General features: G+C 65.6%; 14 protein-coding genes. 4 read left to right on the top strand and 10 right to left on the bottom strand.

Annotated features, from left to right (window positions below; all coding sequences use genetic code 11):
• Positions 1 to 9 precede the first annotated feature (9 nt).
• The 3 genes from QX039_RS08885 to QX039_RS08875 all read right to left on the bottom strand — a co-directional run bounded on the left by QX039_RS08885 (position 10) and on the right by QX039_RS08875 (position 3,386).
• Entirely contained in the window at positions 10 to 1,386 is a 1,377-nt protein-coding gene (locus QX039_RS08885) for an MFS transporter (protein WP_315773065.1), read from the bottom strand.
• Between the two features lie 440 nt (positions 1,387 to 1,826).
• Complete coding sequence (locus tag QX039_RS08880; RefSeq protein ID WP_315773063.1) at positions 1,827 to 2,726, bottom strand: LysR substrate-binding domain-containing protein; 900 nt, start codon at positions 2,724 to 2,726, stop codon at positions 1,827 to 1,829.
• Between the two features lie 246 nt (positions 2,727 to 2,972).
• The gene (locus QX039_RS08875; protein WP_315773092.1) at positions 2,973 to 3,386 is read right to left on the bottom strand and encodes a TspO/MBR family protein; all 414 of its coding nucleotides are present in this window, start codon (positions 3,384 to 3,386) and stop codon (positions 2,973 to 2,975) included.
• 262 nt (positions 3,387 to 3,648) lie between these two features.
• Between QX039_RS08875 and QX039_RS08870 the strand changes: the two genes are divergently transcribed.
• Positions 3,649 to 4,608 (top strand): MoxR family ATPase, encoded by a 960-nt coding sequence (locus tag QX039_RS08870; protein ID WP_315773062.1) that lies wholly within the window; start codon positions 3,649 to 3,651, stop codon positions 4,606 to 4,608.
• A gap of 5 nt (positions 4,609 to 4,613) precedes the next feature.
• On the top strand, positions 4,614 to 5,981 hold the full coding sequence (locus QX039_RS08865) for a vWA domain-containing protein (RefSeq protein WP_315773061.1): 1,368 nt from the start codon (positions 4,614 to 4,616) through the stop codon (positions 5,979 to 5,981).
• Positions 5,982 to 6,405: 424 nt separating this feature from the next.
• Here the strand turns inward: QX039_RS08865 and QX039_RS08860 are convergent, their stop codons facing one another.
• The 4 genes from QX039_RS08860 to QX039_RS08845 all read right to left on the bottom strand — a co-directional run bounded on the left by QX039_RS08860 (position 6,406) and on the right by QX039_RS08845 (position 10,303).
• Positions 6,406 to 6,681 carry a hypothetical protein gene (locus QX039_RS08860; protein WP_315741183.1) on the bottom strand — a complete coding sequence of 92 codons (276 nt, stop codon included), beginning with the start codon at positions 6,679 to 6,681 and terminating at the stop codon, positions 6,406 to 6,408.
• 808 nt (positions 6,682 to 7,489) lie between these two features.
• Positions 7,490 to 7,936: a RidA family protein gene (locus QX039_RS08855; RefSeq protein WP_315741182.1), complete on the bottom strand. Its 447-nt coding sequence runs from the start codon at positions 7,934 to 7,936 to the stop codon at positions 7,490 to 7,492.
• A gap of 21 nt (positions 7,937 to 7,957) precedes the next feature.
• Positions 7,958 to 9,643 (bottom strand): benzoate-CoA ligase family protein, encoded by a 1,686-nt coding sequence (locus QX039_RS08850; protein WP_315773059.1) that lies wholly within the window; start codon positions 9,641 to 9,643, stop codon positions 7,958 to 7,960.
• A 165-nt stretch (positions 9,644 to 9,808) separates the two neighbouring features.
• A complete protein-coding gene (locus QX039_RS08845) occupies positions 9,809 to 10,303 on the bottom strand; it encodes a MarR family transcriptional regulator (RefSeq protein WP_315741180.1) in 495 nt (164 codons plus the stop codon).
• 305 nt (positions 10,304 to 10,608) lie between these two features.
• Here QX039_RS08845 and QX039_RS08840 point away from each other — a divergent pair, with 305 nt between their 5' ends.
• Together QX039_RS08840 and QX039_RS08835 are read left to right on the top strand one after the other, a co-directional pair.
• Positions 10,609 to 11,793 (top strand): ABC transporter substrate-binding protein, encoded by a 1,185-nt coding sequence (locus QX039_RS08840; protein ID WP_315773058.1) that lies wholly within the window; start codon positions 10,609 to 10,611, stop codon positions 11,791 to 11,793.
• Between the two features lie 21 nt (positions 11,794 to 11,814).
• Entirely contained in the window at positions 11,815 to 12,273 is a 459-nt protein-coding gene (locus QX039_RS08835; RefSeq protein ID WP_008963203.1) for a cupin domain-containing protein, read from the top strand.
• 113 nt (positions 12,274 to 12,386) lie between these two features.
• Here QX039_RS08835 and QX039_RS08830 read toward each other — a convergent pair whose 3' ends face one another.
• From QX039_RS08830 to QX039_RS08820, 3 genes are all read right to left on the bottom strand, one after another.
• On the bottom strand, positions 12,387 to 13,634 hold the full coding sequence (locus QX039_RS08830; RefSeq protein ID WP_315773057.1) for a flavin-dependent oxidoreductase: 1,248 nt from the start codon (positions 13,632 to 13,634) through the stop codon (positions 12,387 to 12,389).
• A 54-nt stretch (positions 13,635 to 13,688) separates the two neighbouring features.
• Entirely contained in the window at positions 13,689 to 16,037 is a 2,349-nt protein-coding gene (locus tag QX039_RS08825) for a bifunctional salicylyl-CoA 5-hydroxylase/oxidoreductase (protein ID WP_315773056.1), read from the bottom strand.
• A gap of 87 nt (positions 16,038 to 16,124) precedes the next feature.
• Entirely contained in the window at positions 16,125 to 16,961 is an 837-nt protein-coding gene (locus tag QX039_RS08820; protein WP_315741175.1) for an enoyl-CoA hydratase family protein, read from the bottom strand.
• Between the last annotated feature and the right edge of the window lie 19 nt (positions 16,962 to 16,980).

Below are 16,980 nucleotides of genomic sequence, written 5' to 3'. Positions count from 1 at the left end.
GGGCGCCGCTCAATGCGCAATCACAGGGCTGCCGACATCCTTGCCGCTGGCGCGGCCTCCCGGTCCCACGGCCTGCTTTACCACAAGGGCGAGCGCCGCGATCAAGCCGGGAACTGCGATCACGGTGAAAATCTCGCTGAAGGTCAGATGGCGGGCGGTGAGCTCGGCGACCAGGAAGGAGCCGGCAATACCGCCGAAGCGGCCGATGCCCATCATCCAGGCCACGCCGGTGGCCCGACCCTGGGTCGGATAGAACGCGGCGGCCAGCGCCGGCAGCGACGACTGGGCCGTGTTCATGACGACGCCGGCGACGAACACGATCACCACCAGCAAGCCGATGTTACCGACCGCCTGGCCGATCAGGAAGATCGTCACCGCGGTCAGGGCGTAGCCGACCGCGACGATGCGGTTGGCGTTGAAGCGGTCCATCAGCAGGCCAAAGAACACCGCGCCGACGCCGCCGAGCGGGAACAGCGCCGAGATCAGGGTCGCGGTCTGCGGGTTGAGCCCGACATCCTTGAACAGGACCGGCATCCAGTTGATCAGCGAGTAGAAGATCACGAGCCCCATGAAATAGGTGACCCACAGCATCACCGAGCCGACGCGCAGCACCGGCGACAGCACCATGCCGATGCCGGTGGCGTTGACGCGCCGGGTGGTCTCGGCATGCTCCGGCTCGAGCATCACGAACTGGGCGACGTCCGATGCCTTGGCCGAGATCTTGCGCATGACCTTGCGCACGCGCTCGACGGAGGCGCCGCGCGACAGCAAATAGTGCACGGACTCCGGCAGGATCGCGATCAGCAGCACGGTCAGCACCAGCGGCGTCACGCCGCCGAGCACCAGCACGCTGCGCCAGCCCCATTGCGGGATCATCCAGGCGGCCAGGAAGCCGCCGCAGGCCGCGCCCAGCGGGAAGCCGCAGAACATCAAATTGGTCATGGTGGCGCGCAGCCGGCCCGGACAATACTCGCTGAGCAGGGTCACGGCGTTCGGCATGGCGGCGCCGAGGCCGATGCCGGTGACGCAGCGGAGCACGGTGAGCTCGGTCAGGTTGGTCGCGAAGGCCGAGGCGAGACAGGCAACGCCGAAGATCAGCACCGAGCCGACCAGCACCAGCTTGCGGCCGAGACGGTCAGCCACGGGACCGGCGAACAGCGCGCCGGCGGCAAGCCCGAACAGCGCAGCGCTCAGCACCGGGCCGAGCGCCGATTTTTCGATGCCCCATTCCTTCAAGAGCGACGGCGCGATGAACCCTATCGCCGCGGTGTCGAAGCCGTCGAGCAGCACGATGACGAAGCCGAGCGCGAAGATCAGCCATTGGAAGGCGGAGAACTTGTGATCGTCGAGAAAGGCCTGGACGTCGACGCGGCCGGTCGTTTGCATCGTTTCTGCTTTCCTTGGGGGGCTGTTCTTGCTCGTTCGCCGAGGTCCGCAAGGAGCGCGCGTCCGTGCGCGATCAGCCCTGCGCCTGCGGCGGCTTGACGAGATATGTGACCGGGCGCGACAGGGCGCGCCAGCGCCGGGCTGCGTCTATCAGCTATTCCAAAACGGCATAAGATATCAGGTGAGCCATGCTGATTTTAGAACGGGTCTCAACGGGTCTGGGCTGCGGACTGCGCATCACGTAGACGCCCCGGGCTCCACCCGCCCCTGGGAGGGTCGGCTCACTTGAGCGCAGCGCAAGTGAGCCGGGGTGGGGTGATCTCTCCAGATGCTCCGGCGCCCGTGGCTTCACCCCACCCCCGCTCACCCGCTTCGCAGGCGACCGACCCTCCCCCTCCAGGGGAGGGTGGCACCCGCCGAGCCGAAACGGATTGCTGCAGTCAGCGCGGCAGTTTCCTGATCAGGGCCGTCGCCAGCTTCATCGTGTGCTGGGCCAGCGGGGTCGGCCGCTTGTGCGCTGATGTCACCAGGCACAGCACGCTGGTCGGCGCCGGCTCGGTCAGCGGACGGATCGCGAGCTCGCTCGCGCGCCCGGACGCGGCGACGCCGCTCGGGGTCAGCACGGCGTGGCCGTAGCCGGCGCAGACGAGGTCGATGATCGAGGGCACGCTCGACACTTCCCAGGCGATGTCGAGCTTGATCCCGGCGAGCGCGGCTTGCGTCTCCAGCAGACGCCGCATCGCATGCACCCGCTCCGGCATGATCAGCTGATAGCGCGACAGCTCGGCCATCGGCAGCGGCGCGGTGACGCGGCGCTTGCCCTTCGGCGCGTGGCTCACCAGCGCCAAGGGCTCCTGCAGCACCGGCGTAATTTCGATGCCGGCCTGGGCCTCGGGATTGTAGACCATGCCGACATCGATACGCCCCGTGGTCACCCACTCCACCACATGCGTCGACAGGCCTTCGACCACGGCGAGCCGCGCCGCCGGAAACTCCTTGCGGAAGCGGTCGATCAGCGGCAGCGTCAATTGCCGCGCGATGCTCGGCGGCAGGCCGATGGTGACGCGGCCGACCGGCGCGTCGCGGCTGGCGCCGAGATCCTCGCGCGCATGCGCCACCAATTGCAGCACGCCGACGCTATGGTCGAGCAGCCGCTTGCCGGCTTCCGTCAGCGCCACGCCGCGGCCATTGCGCGCGAACAGCTGCTGCTTCAGCTCGGATTCCAGCGCCCGCACCTGCCGCGACAGCGCCGGCTGCGCCACGTCGAGCACGCTTGCCGCCTTGCTGAACGAGCCGAGCTCGGCGACCTGCACGAAATATTCGAGCTGCTTGAGGTTCATGGCTGGAGGCCTCGAACATCATGCCTCAGTATGCACAGCCGGCTGCCCCACCCCCAACTGTCGCCCCTACGAAAGCAGGGACCCATAACCACCGGGGCCCTCTGTCGAGAAAGAAAGATGACGCAGAGCCGTTTCCAACAATCGGCCATCCGCGGTATGGGTCCCGGCGTTCGCCGGGACGACGGCGGAGGATGCCGCGGCAGCCTGGCCAATCGTCCTAAGCTTCGCCCCATCAGCCGCCTCATCTCAGTTCAGCACGTTCACCGAAAAATTCAGCGCGGACGCAAACGCGACCCAGCAGGCATAGGGCACGAACAGCAGCGCCGCGATCCGGTCCTCGCGCCATTGCATCACGATGAAGGTCACGATCAGCACGAACATGCTGGCGATGATCGCGAACGCGACCCACATCAGATGCGCGGTGAAGAACACCGGCGACCACGCGAAGTTCAGGACCAATTGGCCCCACCACACCTGCATCACCGCACCGCTGCCGACGCGCTCATACGTCCGCCAGCCGGCGATCGCGATCATGATGTAGAGCACGGTCCAGGCGATCGGAAACAGCCAGCCCGGCGGGGTGAACCAGGGCTTGTTGAGCGAGCCGTACCAGGCGCCGGGCATGTTGGAGGCGCCGATGATCCAGCCGCCTCCGACCACGAGAACCAAGAGGACGAGGAGATGCAGGATGGATCGGTTCATATTCCGCTCGGCGTGATTTTCGGGGTCCGTCGATCCGGGACAGGCAGCCATGCTGCCCTGCCGACGCGCCCGCACTGGACAAGGATGGGCCGGGCGCGTAGCCAGGACATAACACAAAGCCAGCAAATGTCAGGGGTTTCGCCTGACGGGCATCGCAGGGACCGGACCGCCGATCACGTCAGCTCCAGGTCCGACTGCCCAAGGAAACGGAGTTCGATCAGTGGCTGATTCCCCGGCCCCCTCTTCAGCCATCGCCTCGATCGCGGCCGTCGAAGCCGGCCTCGCCGCCCAGGGCTATATCGCCAGCCGCCAGATCGCCACCGCCGTCTACCTGTCGCAGGCGATCGACAAGCCGATCCTGGTCGAGGGCCCGGCCGGCGTCGGCAAGACCGAGCTCGCCAAGGCCATCGCCGCTTGGCGCGGCCTCAAGATGATCCGGCTGCAATGCTACGAGGGGCTCGACGAGGCCAAGGCGCTGTATGAGTGGAAATACGCCAAGCAGCTGCTCTACACCCAGATCCTGAAGGACAAGCTCGGCGAGGTGCTCGGCGGCGCGCAGACGCTGCACGCGGCGCTCGCCCAGCTGCATGATTTCGGCGACGTGTTCTTCTCCAAGGAATTCGTCGAACCCCGGCCGCTGTTGCAGGCCCTGCTCGAGCCTGATGGCTGCGTGCTCCTGATCGACGAGATCGACAAGTCCGACGCCGAGTTCGAGTCGCTGCTGCTGGAGATCCTGTCGGACTTCCAGGTCACGATCCCCGAGCTCGGCAGCATCGCCGCCGCCAAGCCGCCGACCGTGATCCTGACCTCCAACTCCGAGCGCAATCTCGGCGACGCCCTGAAGCGGCGCTGCCTGCATCTGCACATCGGCTTCCCGGAGCAGAAGCTGGAGGAGCGCATCGTCGAGAGCCGCATCCCCGGCATCTCGCAAACCCTGCGGCGGCAGCTCGTGGCTTTCATCCATGACATCCGCACGCTCGACCTGAAGAAGCAGCCGTCGGTCAGCGAGACCATCGACTGGGCGCGCGTGCTGGTGCTGCTGCAGGCCGCCGAGCTCGGCCATGAGGTGGTCAAGGACACGCTCAACGTGCTCTTGAAATACGAGTCCGACATCGAGGTGGCGCTGCCGCAGGTGACGACCTTCGTCGCCAAGGCGCAGCGCCAGAACATCTTCGGATAGGGCCCATGCAGGAGAACCTGCATCGCTTCTTTCGCGCCGCTCGCGGCGCCGGCGTGCATGTCTCGCCGGCCGAGAGCATCGACGCGATGCGGGCAGTGGCGCGCGTGGGCCTGTCCGATCGCACCGTGCTGCGCGACAGCCTGCTGCTGACCTTGGCCAAGAGCGAGGACGAGAAGAAGGCGCTCGGCGCCTGCTTCGACCTGTTCTTCGCCCATGTCGATCCGGCACAGGCAGAGACGAACGAGGGATCGGAGGAGGCGGCGCAGACCGAAGCCCAGCCAGCGCCGACGTTGGGGCAGCAGACCGGCAAAGCGAATACCGAGCTCGGCCCCCTTGCCCAGATGCTGCTCGCGCAGAGCACGGCCGAGATCTCGGCTGCGATCGCCAACGCCTCCAGCGCCGTCGGCCTTTCCGAGATCCGCTACTTCACCCAGCGCGGCCTGTTCTCCAGCCGCATGCTGGAGACGATGGGCATCCAGCGACTGCGCGACGATCTGGACGCACTGACCGAAAGCAATCCCGCGCTGGCCGAACGGCTGCAGGCCGGGCTCGATGGCCTGCGCGACACCGTGCGTGATGCCGTCGCGCAGGCGCTCGCACTGTACGGCCGCGAAGAAACCGAGAATTTGCGCCACGAGATCCTGCGCAACGCGCAGCTATCGCGCATTGAGCCGCGCCAGGTCGCGGCGATGCGGGCGCTGATCCGGCAGATCGCCCGCCGCCTGCGCGAGCGCTACAGCAAGCCGCGCAAGCGCCAGCGCCGCGGCCATCTCGACGTCCGCCGCACGCTTCGCCGTAACGCCGCCTGGGGCAGTGTGCCCTTCCTCACCGCGTGGAAGCGGCGGCATCGCGACCGCCCGAAGATCGTGGCGCTGTGCGACGTCTCCGGCTCGGTCGCGCGCGTCTCCGACTTCTTCCTGCTGCTGATCCACAGCCTGCACGACGTCGTCAGCGACGTCCGCTCGTTCGCGTTTTCCGGCCATCTGATCGAGGTCAGCGAGATCCTGGAGCAGAAATCCGCCGAGGAGGCGATGGCCGAGATCATGGACAAGGTCGGCTTCGGCTCGTCGGACTACGGCAGCTCGCTCGTCGATTTCGAGAAGCAGTTCATGGCCTCGGTCACGCCGCAGACCACCGTGATCGTGCTCGGCGACGCCCGCAGCAACAAGCTCGACCCACGCGCCGACATCCTGAAAGCCATCTCGGAGCGCGCCAAGCGCGTGGTCTGGCTCAACCCCGAAGGGCGCGTGACCTGGGGCTGGGGCGATTCCGAGATGCCGCGCTACCAGACCTTCTGCAACGTCGTCCGCCCGTGCGCGACCGCGCAGCAGCTGGAGCGCGCCGTCAGCGACATCGTGTCGGCGTATCAGTAGCCCCCGCTCGCACTCCGTCATTGCGAGCGCAGCGAAGCTGCGCGCCTCCCAATGACAACATGACGGAGCGGCGCGTCGGGGCCTTGGATATCTCTCCCATTCGGGCCCAAGGAAAGTCCCGCGGTATGGGTCCCGGCGTTCGCCGGGACGACAGCGGTGGTTGTCGCTCGACTGGGGCCGTCCTACACAGCTGTGCGCCCCACTCACAACTGTCGTCCCGGCGAACGCCGGGACCCATAACCACCGGCCGGAACGTGAGGCACAACTGGTTCTGACACCTGATGACACCGGTCCCGAGTCCACGGGGCGCGCCGACTAAAATCTATCAGCACAAGATGGTCAGCACGGCTGCTATCACACAGCATCGACAAACAGGCAATCGCGCAGGCACGCCTTTGCCCACGCTATTCAGCGGATCGCTGATCTACCGTCCCCCGGCCGCCCGCTTCAGCAACGCCGCGCGCTGCTGATCCGTAAAACTCACGCCGGACTTCTTCTCCACCACTTTCACCGCCCATGATCGCATCGGATCATCATCCACCCGCGCCGGCTCGCGCAGGATAGCGACGCCGATTTCCAGCATCTTGGCGTCGGCCTGATGTTCTATGCCGCCGCCACCAGCACTTGCCAACGCCAATGCACCGGCCGCAGCCCCGATGGCGGCAGCCAGCGCCGTCGTCACGAAGAATTTCCAGTCCAAATCTGCCCCCTGCTCTCACCCGCCACTGCGCTGCCACGCTCGAACAGGTTTTTGTCTGCGGCATGGCGATCCGGAGTCCGTCGTTCGGCGACATTCTCATCTGACGACCACATTTGTTCGTTCCACGAATGGCTCCGCACGAGATCCGTGACCTGCTATGTGACTGCCCGTCGCGTTACCATGTCGCAGCGTCACAGCCTTGTGTCGTCGGGCAAATCAGGACGATGGTTGCGCCCATCCTGCCTCGGCGAAGAGGGACGTACGCGTCGTCACGATACGTGGGGCAGGCTGCGATGGACGTGGTTGCATCATGCGCATCTCGCGCAGACGAGTGATGTGGCGGCGTACGGTGAAGTCGTGATGTCCTGATACCCCGATGCTGGTATCACGTGCGTGACAATGCCCCAGCGCATTGCGCGCGCCATGGTGGCCAACAAGCCCGGTGCACCAGGGAGACCACGTATAAGCCGTCAGACCATCGCGCAGGGAAGGCCGGAATGTTCGGCCCACCTGTGGTTCCTGCCCCGTGCACATTTTTCGCACGGGGGCCGCGGGTGTGGTGGACACCCGGCCTTCCCTGCGCCCTCGATTTCAGGAGGGCGAACGAGACCAGCACAGCTCGGGCGCATCTGCGCCGCGAGAGGGCAATGTCGCACGCCGAGGTGAGGTCGAAACCGCGTCGCGGATTTTGCTTCAATTATCTCCGAGCCGAGACCGATGGAAGGAACGCATGCGCACGGCGGAGCCCGGCTTCGCAGCACTTTACGGAAATCTCCATGGTCTCGCGCCTCTCGCTCGAACGTCGCCCTCAGCGTGGCACCACCGCGGTCGCCTCGATCTCGACGCGCGCGGCCTTCTCGACCAACCGCACCACCTGCACCAGCGCCATCGCCGGATAGTGGCTGCCAAAGATCTCGCGATAGATCCTGCCGAGATCCTTCAGGTTGGCGAGATACTCGTCCATGTCGACGACGTACCAGGTCAGCCGCACCAGATGCTCCGGTCCGGCGTTGCCCTCGGCCAGGATGGCGGCAATGTTCTGCAGCGCCTGCCGCACCTGCGCCACGAAGCCCTCGGCCAGCGTCTCGTTCGCGTCCCAGCCGATGACGCCGCCGGTCACGACGATCCGTCCGTCCGCGCTGATGCCGTTGGCATAGCCCTTCGGCATCGGCCAGCCGCTCGGCTGCAGGACGCGCAGGCCTTCGCCCTCCTCCTGCTTCACCACGGCGAGCGTGGGCGCTTTGGTCGTGCTCACGAACGTCTCTCCCTGTCTCTGCTACGCGCCCGTGCCCGACGATGGCGCAGCGGCGGCCTGTGCGATCGCGCGCAGGGCGAACCGCTTCAGCTTGCCGGTCTCGGTCTTGGGCAGCTGCGTCACGAACTCGATCGCGCGCGGATATTTGTAGGGCGCGATCTCGCGTTTGACATGCTCCTGCAGCTCGGCCACCAGCGCCGGGGTGCCCTCGGCGCCGGGCGCCAGCACGACATAGGCCTTGACGACCATGCCGCGGGCCTCGTCGGGCGCACCGACCACGCCGCATTCGGCGACCGCGGGATGCGTCAGCAGCGCCGCCTCGACGTCGGTGCCGGCGATGTTGTAGCCGGACGACACGATCATATCGTCCGACCGCGACTGGTACCAGAAGTAGCCGTCCGCATCCATGACGTAGGTGTCGCCGGTGACGTTCCAGCCGTTCTGGACGTATTTGCGCTGGCGCTCGTCGGCGAGATAGCGGCAGCCGGTCGGCCCGCGCACCGCGAGCCGACCCATCGTGCCCGGCGGCACGTCATGGCCCTCGTCGTCGACGATCTTGGCCTCGTAGCCCGGCACCGGCTTGCCGGTGGCACCGGGGCGGATCTCGTCCTCGACGGCGCTGATGAAGATGTGCAGCATCTCGGTGGAGCCGATGCCGTCCATCAGCTTCAGACCGGTGGCCTTGAGCCAGGCATCGAAGGTCGGCTTGGGCAGCGTCTCGCCAGCGGAAACGCATTTGCGCAACGAGGAGATGTCGCGGCCTTCGAGCTTGCCGAGCATGGCGCGATACGCCGTCGGGGCGGTGAAGCAGACGGTCGCCTTGTAGCGCTCGATGGCCGACAACAGATCGTCCGGCGACGTCTTCTCCAGCACGACATAGGAGGCGCCGATATGCATCGGAAACAACACGCCGCCGAAGCCGAAGGTGAAGGCGAGCGGCGCGGTGCCGATGAAGCGGTCGCCCTGATTGGCGCGCAGCACGTTGCGGGCGTAGCCGTCGCACACCGCCAGCATGTCGCGGTGGAAATGCATCGTGCCCTTCGGATCCCCGGTGGTACCCGAGGTGAACGCGATCAGGCAGAGATCGTCGGAGGCGGTATCGACCGCGGTGAACTCAGGGCTGACATCCGCAATCAGCGCTTCCAGCGAGTCGGGCTTTCCATTGCCCCAGTAGACGACCTGCTTCAGCGCCGGCGCGACCGCGCGCGTCTTTTCCATCTCGTCGGCGAGCTTGCCGTCGCACAGCGCCAGCGCGATCTGCGCCTTCTGGATCGGATAGGACAGCTCCTTTGCGCGCAACAGCGGCATGGTGGCGACGACGATGCCGCCGGCCTTGATGACGGCCAGATAGGTGGCAACCATCATCGGGTTGTTGGCGGAGCGCAAGAGCACGCGGCCGCCGGGCACCAGGCCGAGCTTGCTGACGAGCACGTTGGCGATCTTGTTCACCAGGGCCTGCAGCTCGGAATAGGTGTAGCTGACCTCGGTGCTGATGATGCAGGGCGCATCGCCCCGCCCTTCCTCGACCCAGCGGTCGACGAAATGCGTCACACAGTTCAGCCGTGGCGGATAGTGGAATTCGGGCCGGCTGAACACGAAGTCGGGCCACAGCTCGCGCGGCGGCAGATTGTCCTGAGCGAAGGTGTCGACATGGGCGCTATGCGCCTTTGCGCTGTCCGGAAGTTGAGCTTTGGCGGCGGCGGCCATCACAGGCTCCTGTCTGAAAGGAAAGACGCCCGGTACGTTTCAGTCCTAAACATTTTAGACTTAAAACATCTGGACGCAAGAGCCGAAGATTGTGCACTGCCAGCAAATTGTTTGAGCGTTTGCCGCGCGCAGCAGCGTCGCCTGCGACGTCCTGTCAGGCTCGCGTCAATCCTGCCGGCGCTGCACGGCTTTCTGCGCCGATCCCTTGGTCTTGGCGAGCAGCCGCATCAGCTCACGCACGTCCTTCTCCGTGAGATCGCCGAAGATGTCCGCGATCCAGGTCTCGTGCTCGGCCGCCATCTTGCGGAATTCGGCGCGGCCGAGCTTGGTCAGGCGGATCACCTGAACCCGACGATCGGTCTCCGAAGTGCGGCGATCGAGATGGCCGGATTCGACCAGGCGCTCGACCAGCCCGGTCACGTTTCCATTCGAAACCATCATGCGCTTGGAGACATCGGACAGGGTCATGCCATCAGGCGCCTTGTCGAGCTGCGCCATCAGGTCGAAACGCGGCAGGGTCACGTCGAAGCGCTCGCGCAGCCGGCTGCGGATCTCGCCCTCGATCAGGGTCGTGCAGGTGAGCAGGCGCAGCCACAGCCGCAGCTCCTCGGCATGGTCCTCGGGCAGCTCGACGGCCTTGGTCTCGGAATCAAGCGTCATGACGGAATCACTTGGGCACGTTCAGCCTCGTCCAGCGAGGCTCGCGAGTTTGACCTTCAGGACCTTCCGGGAGCAAGGAAAAACGTACCGTCCCCTGTGGCAGAGGAGGAAGGACGGTAATTCCTTTAACCTTCAAGCAATTGGCGCGCTGCTTGCATGCAGCCGAAACCGCCGTTCACCGCAGGCAGCTCGCTTGCGGGTAAGGGCGTCGTCGGACTAGGCTTGAGACCAAGCTGCGGTCTGACGCATCATCTGGTCAGGTGCAAAAAACATAAACGTGAATTTCCGCATCCGGGGGAGTTGTCATGAAAGTGAGTTCGAAGCTGGTCGGTCTCGGCGCTGGACTTGGCGTCGTCGCGTGCCTGCTGGCGCAGCCGACGCTGGCCGCCGACAAGATCAAGATCGGCGTCATCGTCACCCTCTCGGGGCCGGCCGCCGCGCTCGGCGGGCAGGTCCGCGACGGCTTCAACCTCGCGATCAAGGACCTCGGCGGCAAGATGGGCGGCAAGGAGGTCGACGTGGTCGTCGCCGACGACGAGCTGAAGCCGGACGCCGCGATCACCAAGGCCAAGGGCCTGCTCGAGCGCGACAAGGTCGACTTCGTCGTCGGCCCGATCTTCTCCAACATGCTGCAGGCGATCCACCGCCCGATCACGGAGAACAAGACCTTCCTGATCAGCCCGAATGCCGGTCCGTCGAGCTACGCTGGCAAGGAGTGCAGTCCCTATTTCTATGTGACGTCGTACCAGAACGACCAGGTGCACGCGGTTCTCGGCAAAGTCGCACAGGACCGCGGCTACAAGAAGATGTATCTGCTGGTGCCGAACTATCAGGCCGGGCGCGATAGCGTCGCCGGCTTCAAGCTCGACTACAAGGGCGAGATCGTCGAAGAGTCCTACGTTCCGCTCAACACGCTCGACTTCCAGCCCGAGCTGTCCAAGATCTCCTCGCAAAAGCCGGACGCCGTGTTCACCTTCATGCCGGGCGGCATGGGCGTGAACCTCGTCAAGCAATTCAAGCAGGCGGGCCTTGCCGACAGCGTCCCGGTGCTCTCCGCCTTCACCGTCGACGAGTCCACGCTCCCTGCGCAGCAGGATGCCGCGGTCGGAATGTTCGGCGGCGCCAACTGGGCACCGAATTTCGACAATCCGCAGAGCAAGAAGTTCGTCGCCGGTTACGAGGCCGCCTACAACAGCGTGCCCGGCACCTACGCCATGCAGGCCTATGACGCCGCGCTGCTGATCGACAGCGCCGTAAAGGCGGTCGGCGGCGACCTCAGTAACAAGGACGCCGTGGCCGCGGCGCTGAAGAAGGCCGATTTCGCCTCGCTGCGCGGCAACTTCAAGTTCAACACCAACGGCTACCCGATCCAGGACTTCTATCTGACCAAGGTCGCCAAGCGCCCGGACGGCAAGTTCCAGACAGAGATCGTGCAGAAGGTGTTCGAGAACTACGCCGACCGCTACGCCAAGGACTGCGTGGCCAAGTAAAAGCAGGGAGCGAAAACCAACATGAGCCATCCGGAAATCGCGGGCATCACCCGGGCCAATGAGGGCATCCAGGGCATCTCCTGGAACATCCTCGGCCAGATCTATGTGCCGAAGAACCGCACCGAGCACAGCTTCTCCTGGCATGCGACGTTCCCGGTCGGCACCTTCGTGCCGCCGCACATCCATCCCGACCAGGACGAATATCTCTACATCCTCGAAGGCCGGCTCGACTTCTTCCTCGACGGCGCCGAGGAATACGCCACCGCCGGCGACACGGTGCGGCTGCCGATGGGCAAGCCGCACGGCATCTTCAACAAGTCGCAGCAGACGGCCAAGACGCTGTTCTGGGTGTCGCCAACGCGGCGGCTCTACGAGCTGTTCTGGGCGATCCACAACATGCGCGAGCAGAACCCAGACGACGTCGTGAAGCTCGCCGCCGAGCACAACATCCACTTCCTGCCCCCGCCTCCGGGGGCGTGAGTCGGCCGAGACATCGGCTGTCGCACAGAATGCGGTGCACGCCCTCTCCCCGTCCTTGCGGGGAGAGGACTGGGGATGAGGGGCAGCCTCAACAACGGTGCTCGCGAGCTGACCTACGAAGCCTGCCGCGTGACCATCCGCGCGGCAAAGCCGGCCCGGCTGGCATAGCCGCGCACGATGCCCTCGCGGGCCTCGTAGTTGAGGATGGTGTTGATGTCCGTAAAACCCTGCGGCGCGAGCTGCTCGACGGCATCGATGACGCCCTCGGGCCCGCCACGACGGTTCGAGGCGACGATCTCGGCGGTCATCGGCAGCCGCTTCTGCTCATAGGCCATCAGCGCCTGGCGCGGATGCTCCGAGCGGGCCAAGGCGTCGGCGAGCGCGCGGGCATCGAGAATGGCCTGCGACGCGCCGTTGGAACCGACCGGGTACATCGGATGCGCGGCATCGCCGAGCAAGGTGACGCGACCGCTCGACCAGTATGGCAGCGGATCGCGGTCGCAGCAGGGATACTCCCAGAACTCCGGCGTCGCGCGCACCATGGCGGCGAAATCGACCTGTGGGATGGAGAAACCGTTGACATGCGGCATCAGCTCGTCGGTCTTGCCGAGCCGCGACCAGTCCTCACGCCGCGGCGGCGCAGTGTTGGCATCGCCGATGCGCACCAGCACGGCCCAGTTGGTGAGGCGGGTCGCGGGGCTCGAGCCCTCGGCGATCGGATAGATCACCGCCTTGGCGTTCAGGCCGCCGGCGATGATCATCGACCGCCCGGTCAAAAACACCGGCCAGTCGGTGGCGCCGCGCCACAGCATCAGGCCGTTCCAGCACGGCGCGCCCTCGTTGGGGAACAGCGTCTGCCGGACCTTGGAATGGATGCCGTCGGCGCCGATCAGCACGTCGCCACGGGCGGTGTGAACATGAGACCCGGTGCGGTCGAAGAAATAGGCGGTGACCCCGCCCTCGTCCTGGGTGAAGGCGCCGAGCCGGCAGCCGGTGTGGACCTTCTCCGGCCCGAGCCGCTCCACCACGGCCTGGTGGATCACGCTCTGCAGCCGGCCGCGGTGGATCGAGAATTGCGGCACGTCATGGCCGGCGTCGAGCCCGCGAGTCTCGTGCCAGACCTCCTGGCCGCGCCGAGTCAGGTAGAACAGCTCATAGGTCCGGATGGCGACTTCGTCGAGCCGGTCCAGCAGCCCGAGCTGGGCGAGCTCGCGGATCGCATGCGGCAGGGTGTTGATGCCGACGCCGAGCTCGCGGATCGCATCCGCCTGCTCGAACAGCTCGCAATCGATGCCGCGCGCCCGCAGCATCAGAGCCGTGGTCAATCCACCGATACCGCCACCAACGATGATCGCCTTCATCGCGCCCTACTCCACTCGCTCAGGACGTACCGGGCCGCAGCGTGGCACAGCGGCTTACTCCGCCGCAAGCGGCTTCGCAGCCTCGGCCTTCAGCTCCGCCCGCGTTTTCGGCTTAGCCTTAATCTTCAGCTCCTCGAAATCCTGCCGCTCCCGCACGCTGTTGCGGAAGATCTGCTCTTTGCCCGGCAGATATTGCGGCGGACAGAACATGTCGGCGCCATACCAGGCCGCGGCCTTCATGGTGAAGGCGGGGTCGACCAGATGCGGGCGGCCGAGCGCGACGAGATCGGCGCGGCCGGCGGCAAGGATGGTGTTGACCTGATCGGCCGAGGTGATGTTGCCGACGCACATGGTGGCGACGCGGGCCTCGTTGCGGACCTGATCGGAGAATGGCGTCTGGAACATGCGGCCGTAGATCGGCTTGGCCTCGCGCACCGTCTGACCGGTCGAGACGTCGACGAGATCGACGCCCGCCTCGCCGAAGGCGCGGGCGATCAGCACCGCGTCGTCACCAGCGACGCCGCCCTCGGCCCAGTCGGTGGCGGAGATGCGCACCGACATCGGCTTGTGCGCCGGCCACGCCGCGCGCATCGCGGCAAACACTTCCAGCGGGAAGCGCAGCCGGTTCTCCAGCGCGCCGCCATACGCGTCGGTCCGCTTGTTGGTCAACGGCGAGATGAAGCTCGCCAGCAGATAGCCGTGGGCGCAGTGCAGCTCGAGCATGTCGAAGCCGCAGCGCTCGCCACGCTCGGCCGCGGCGACGAAATCGGCCTTGATCGCGTCCATCGCCGCGCGGTCGAGCTCGCGTGGCACCTGGCTGTCAGGGAAGTACGGCAGCGGCGACGCCGACACGATGTCCCAGCCGCCCTGCTCCAATGGCCGGTCCATGCCGTCCCACATCAGCTTGGTCGCGCCCTTGCGTCCGGCATGGCCAAGTTGCAGCGCGAATTTGGCTTGCGAGTTGGCGTGAACGAAATCGACGATGCGCTTCCAAGCGGCCTCCTGCGCGTCGTTCCACAGACCGGCGCAGCCGGGCGTGATGCGGGCCTCGCGGCTGACGCAGGTCATCTCGGTAAACAACAGACCGGCACCGCCGATCGCGCGAGAGCCATAGTGCACGAGGTGGAAATCGCTGGGTACGCCTTCATCTGCCGAGTACATGCACATCGGCGACAGCACCGCGCGATTTGCGATCGTCATCTCGCGCAGCTTGAGCGGCTGGAACATCGGCGCGACCGGCTTCTCGACGTCGACGTCGAAGCCCTTGGCGCGAACCTGCCGCGCGAACGCCTTGTCAACCTCGGCCACGAAGTCCGGCGCGCGCAGAGTGAGATTGTCGTAGGTGATCGCTTTCGAGCGCGTCATCACGCCGAACGCGAACTGAACTGGATCGAAATCCCAGAAGCGGTCGACGTGCTCGAACCAGACCAGCGACACGTCGGCGGCATGCTGCGTCTTCTCGACCTCCTCGCGGCGGCCATGCTCATAAAGATCCAGTGCGGCCGGAATACTGGGCGCGCGCTGCATGGCGTCAGCCAACGCGATCGCGTCTTCCATCGCGAGCTTGGTGCCCGAGCCGATCGAGAAATGCGCGGTCGACTTGGCGTCGCCGAGCAGCACCATGTTGTCCTTGACCCAGCGCTTGTTGCGGATCATCGGGAAGTTGCGCCACATCGAGCGGTTGATCAGCAGCGGATGATCACCGAGGAACCAGCCGAAGATCTCCTTCATGCGGTCGGCGGATTGCCGCTCATCGAGCCCGGTCAGGCCGGCCCGCTCGAAGGTCTCTGGATCGGTCTCGAAGATCCAGGTCGAATGGCCCGTCTCGTACTGATAGGCGTGCGCGATGAACGGGCCCCACTCCGTCTCCTGGAAGATGAAGGTGAAGGCGTCGAGCGGCTTGGTCGATCCCATCCACGCGAACTTGTTGGCGCGCAGATCGACCTCGGGCTGGAAGTGATCGACGTATTTCTGGCGGAAGCGGCTGTTGATGCCGTCAGACAGGATCAGGAGATCCGCATCAGCGAATTGCGACTCGTCCTCGAGGTCGACCTCGAACTGCAGGGTCACGCCCAGCTCGCGCGCTCGCTCCTGCAGGATTCGCAGCAGCGTGCGGCGCGAGCAGCCGCAGAAACCATTGCCGCCGACCCGGTGGACCGTGCCGCGGAAATGCACGGCAATATCATCCCAGTAGGCGAACTCCTGGGTGATCCGCTGGTAGCTCGGCAGATCGTGCTTCTCGAAATTGTCGAGCGTGGCATCGGAGAACACCACGCCGAAACCGAACGTGTCGTCGGCGCGGTTGCGCTCGTAGACCGCGATGTCGGCGCCGAGCCGCTGCTTCTTGAGCAGTATCGCCGCATAGAGACCGGCGGGTCCGCCGCCGATGATCGCGATCTTCATGAGCGCCTCCGCTGGAGTGCCGAGCCAACCGAAATTATTTTAACCCTAAAATATCTCCTGGCAAGCCCCTTCGGTTCCCTCCGCTTGTCAATTGCCCTGGAAGACCGGCTTCGACTTGGCCGCGAAGGCCTCGAAGGCGCGGTTGAAATCCTCCGTCGTCATGCACAAGGCCTGGGCAACTGCCTCGGCTTCGATCGCCTCCTCGACCGACATCGCCCATTCCATCGCCAGCATGCGCTTGGTCATCGTGTTGGCGAAAGTCGGGCCGTTCGCGATCTCGGTTGCCAACACCACGGCCTGCGCCAGCACGTCGGCGGGTGCGACGATGCGGCTGAAGAAGCCCCAGCGCTCGCCCTCGTCGGCACTCATGAAGCGGCCGGTGTAGAGCAGTTCGGACGCGCGGGACTGACCGATGATGCGCGGCAGGATCGCGCAGGCCCCCATGTCGCAACCGGCAAGGCCGACCTTGTTGAACAGGAACGCGACCTTGGCACCGGTTGCAGCCAGCCTGATATCGGAGGCCATCGCAACGATCGCGCCAGCGCCTGCACAGATTCCTTCGACCGCCGCGACGATCGGCTGCGGACAGGCCCGCATCGCCTTGACGAGATCGCCGGTCATCCGGGTGAAGGCGGTCAGACCCTTGGTGTCCATCTTCACCAGCGGACCGATGATCTCGAACACGTCGCCGCCGGACGAGAAATTGCCGCCTGCACCGGCCACGATGATCGCCTTGACGTCGTCGTCGAACGCGCAGGCCCGAAAGAAGTCGGTCAGTTCGCGATAACTCTCGAAGGTCAGCGGGTTCTTGCGCTCGGGCCGGTTCAACGTCACGGTCGCGACGCGATCCTTGACCGCGAGCAGGAAATGGCTGGGCTTGTAGTCCGCCAACGGCACGGTGACGGGATTGGCGTGTCTCGACATGTCAGCTTCCTTCCTTCAA

The organism is Bradyrhizobium sp. SZCCHNR1043, assembly GCF_032489675.1.
Lineage (GTDB): Bacteria > Pseudomonadota > Alphaproteobacteria > Rhizobiales > Xanthobacteraceae > Bradyrhizobium.
Note: the sequence above shows the minus strand (reverse complement) of the source record. Positions and strands in the feature narration are given on the sequence as shown.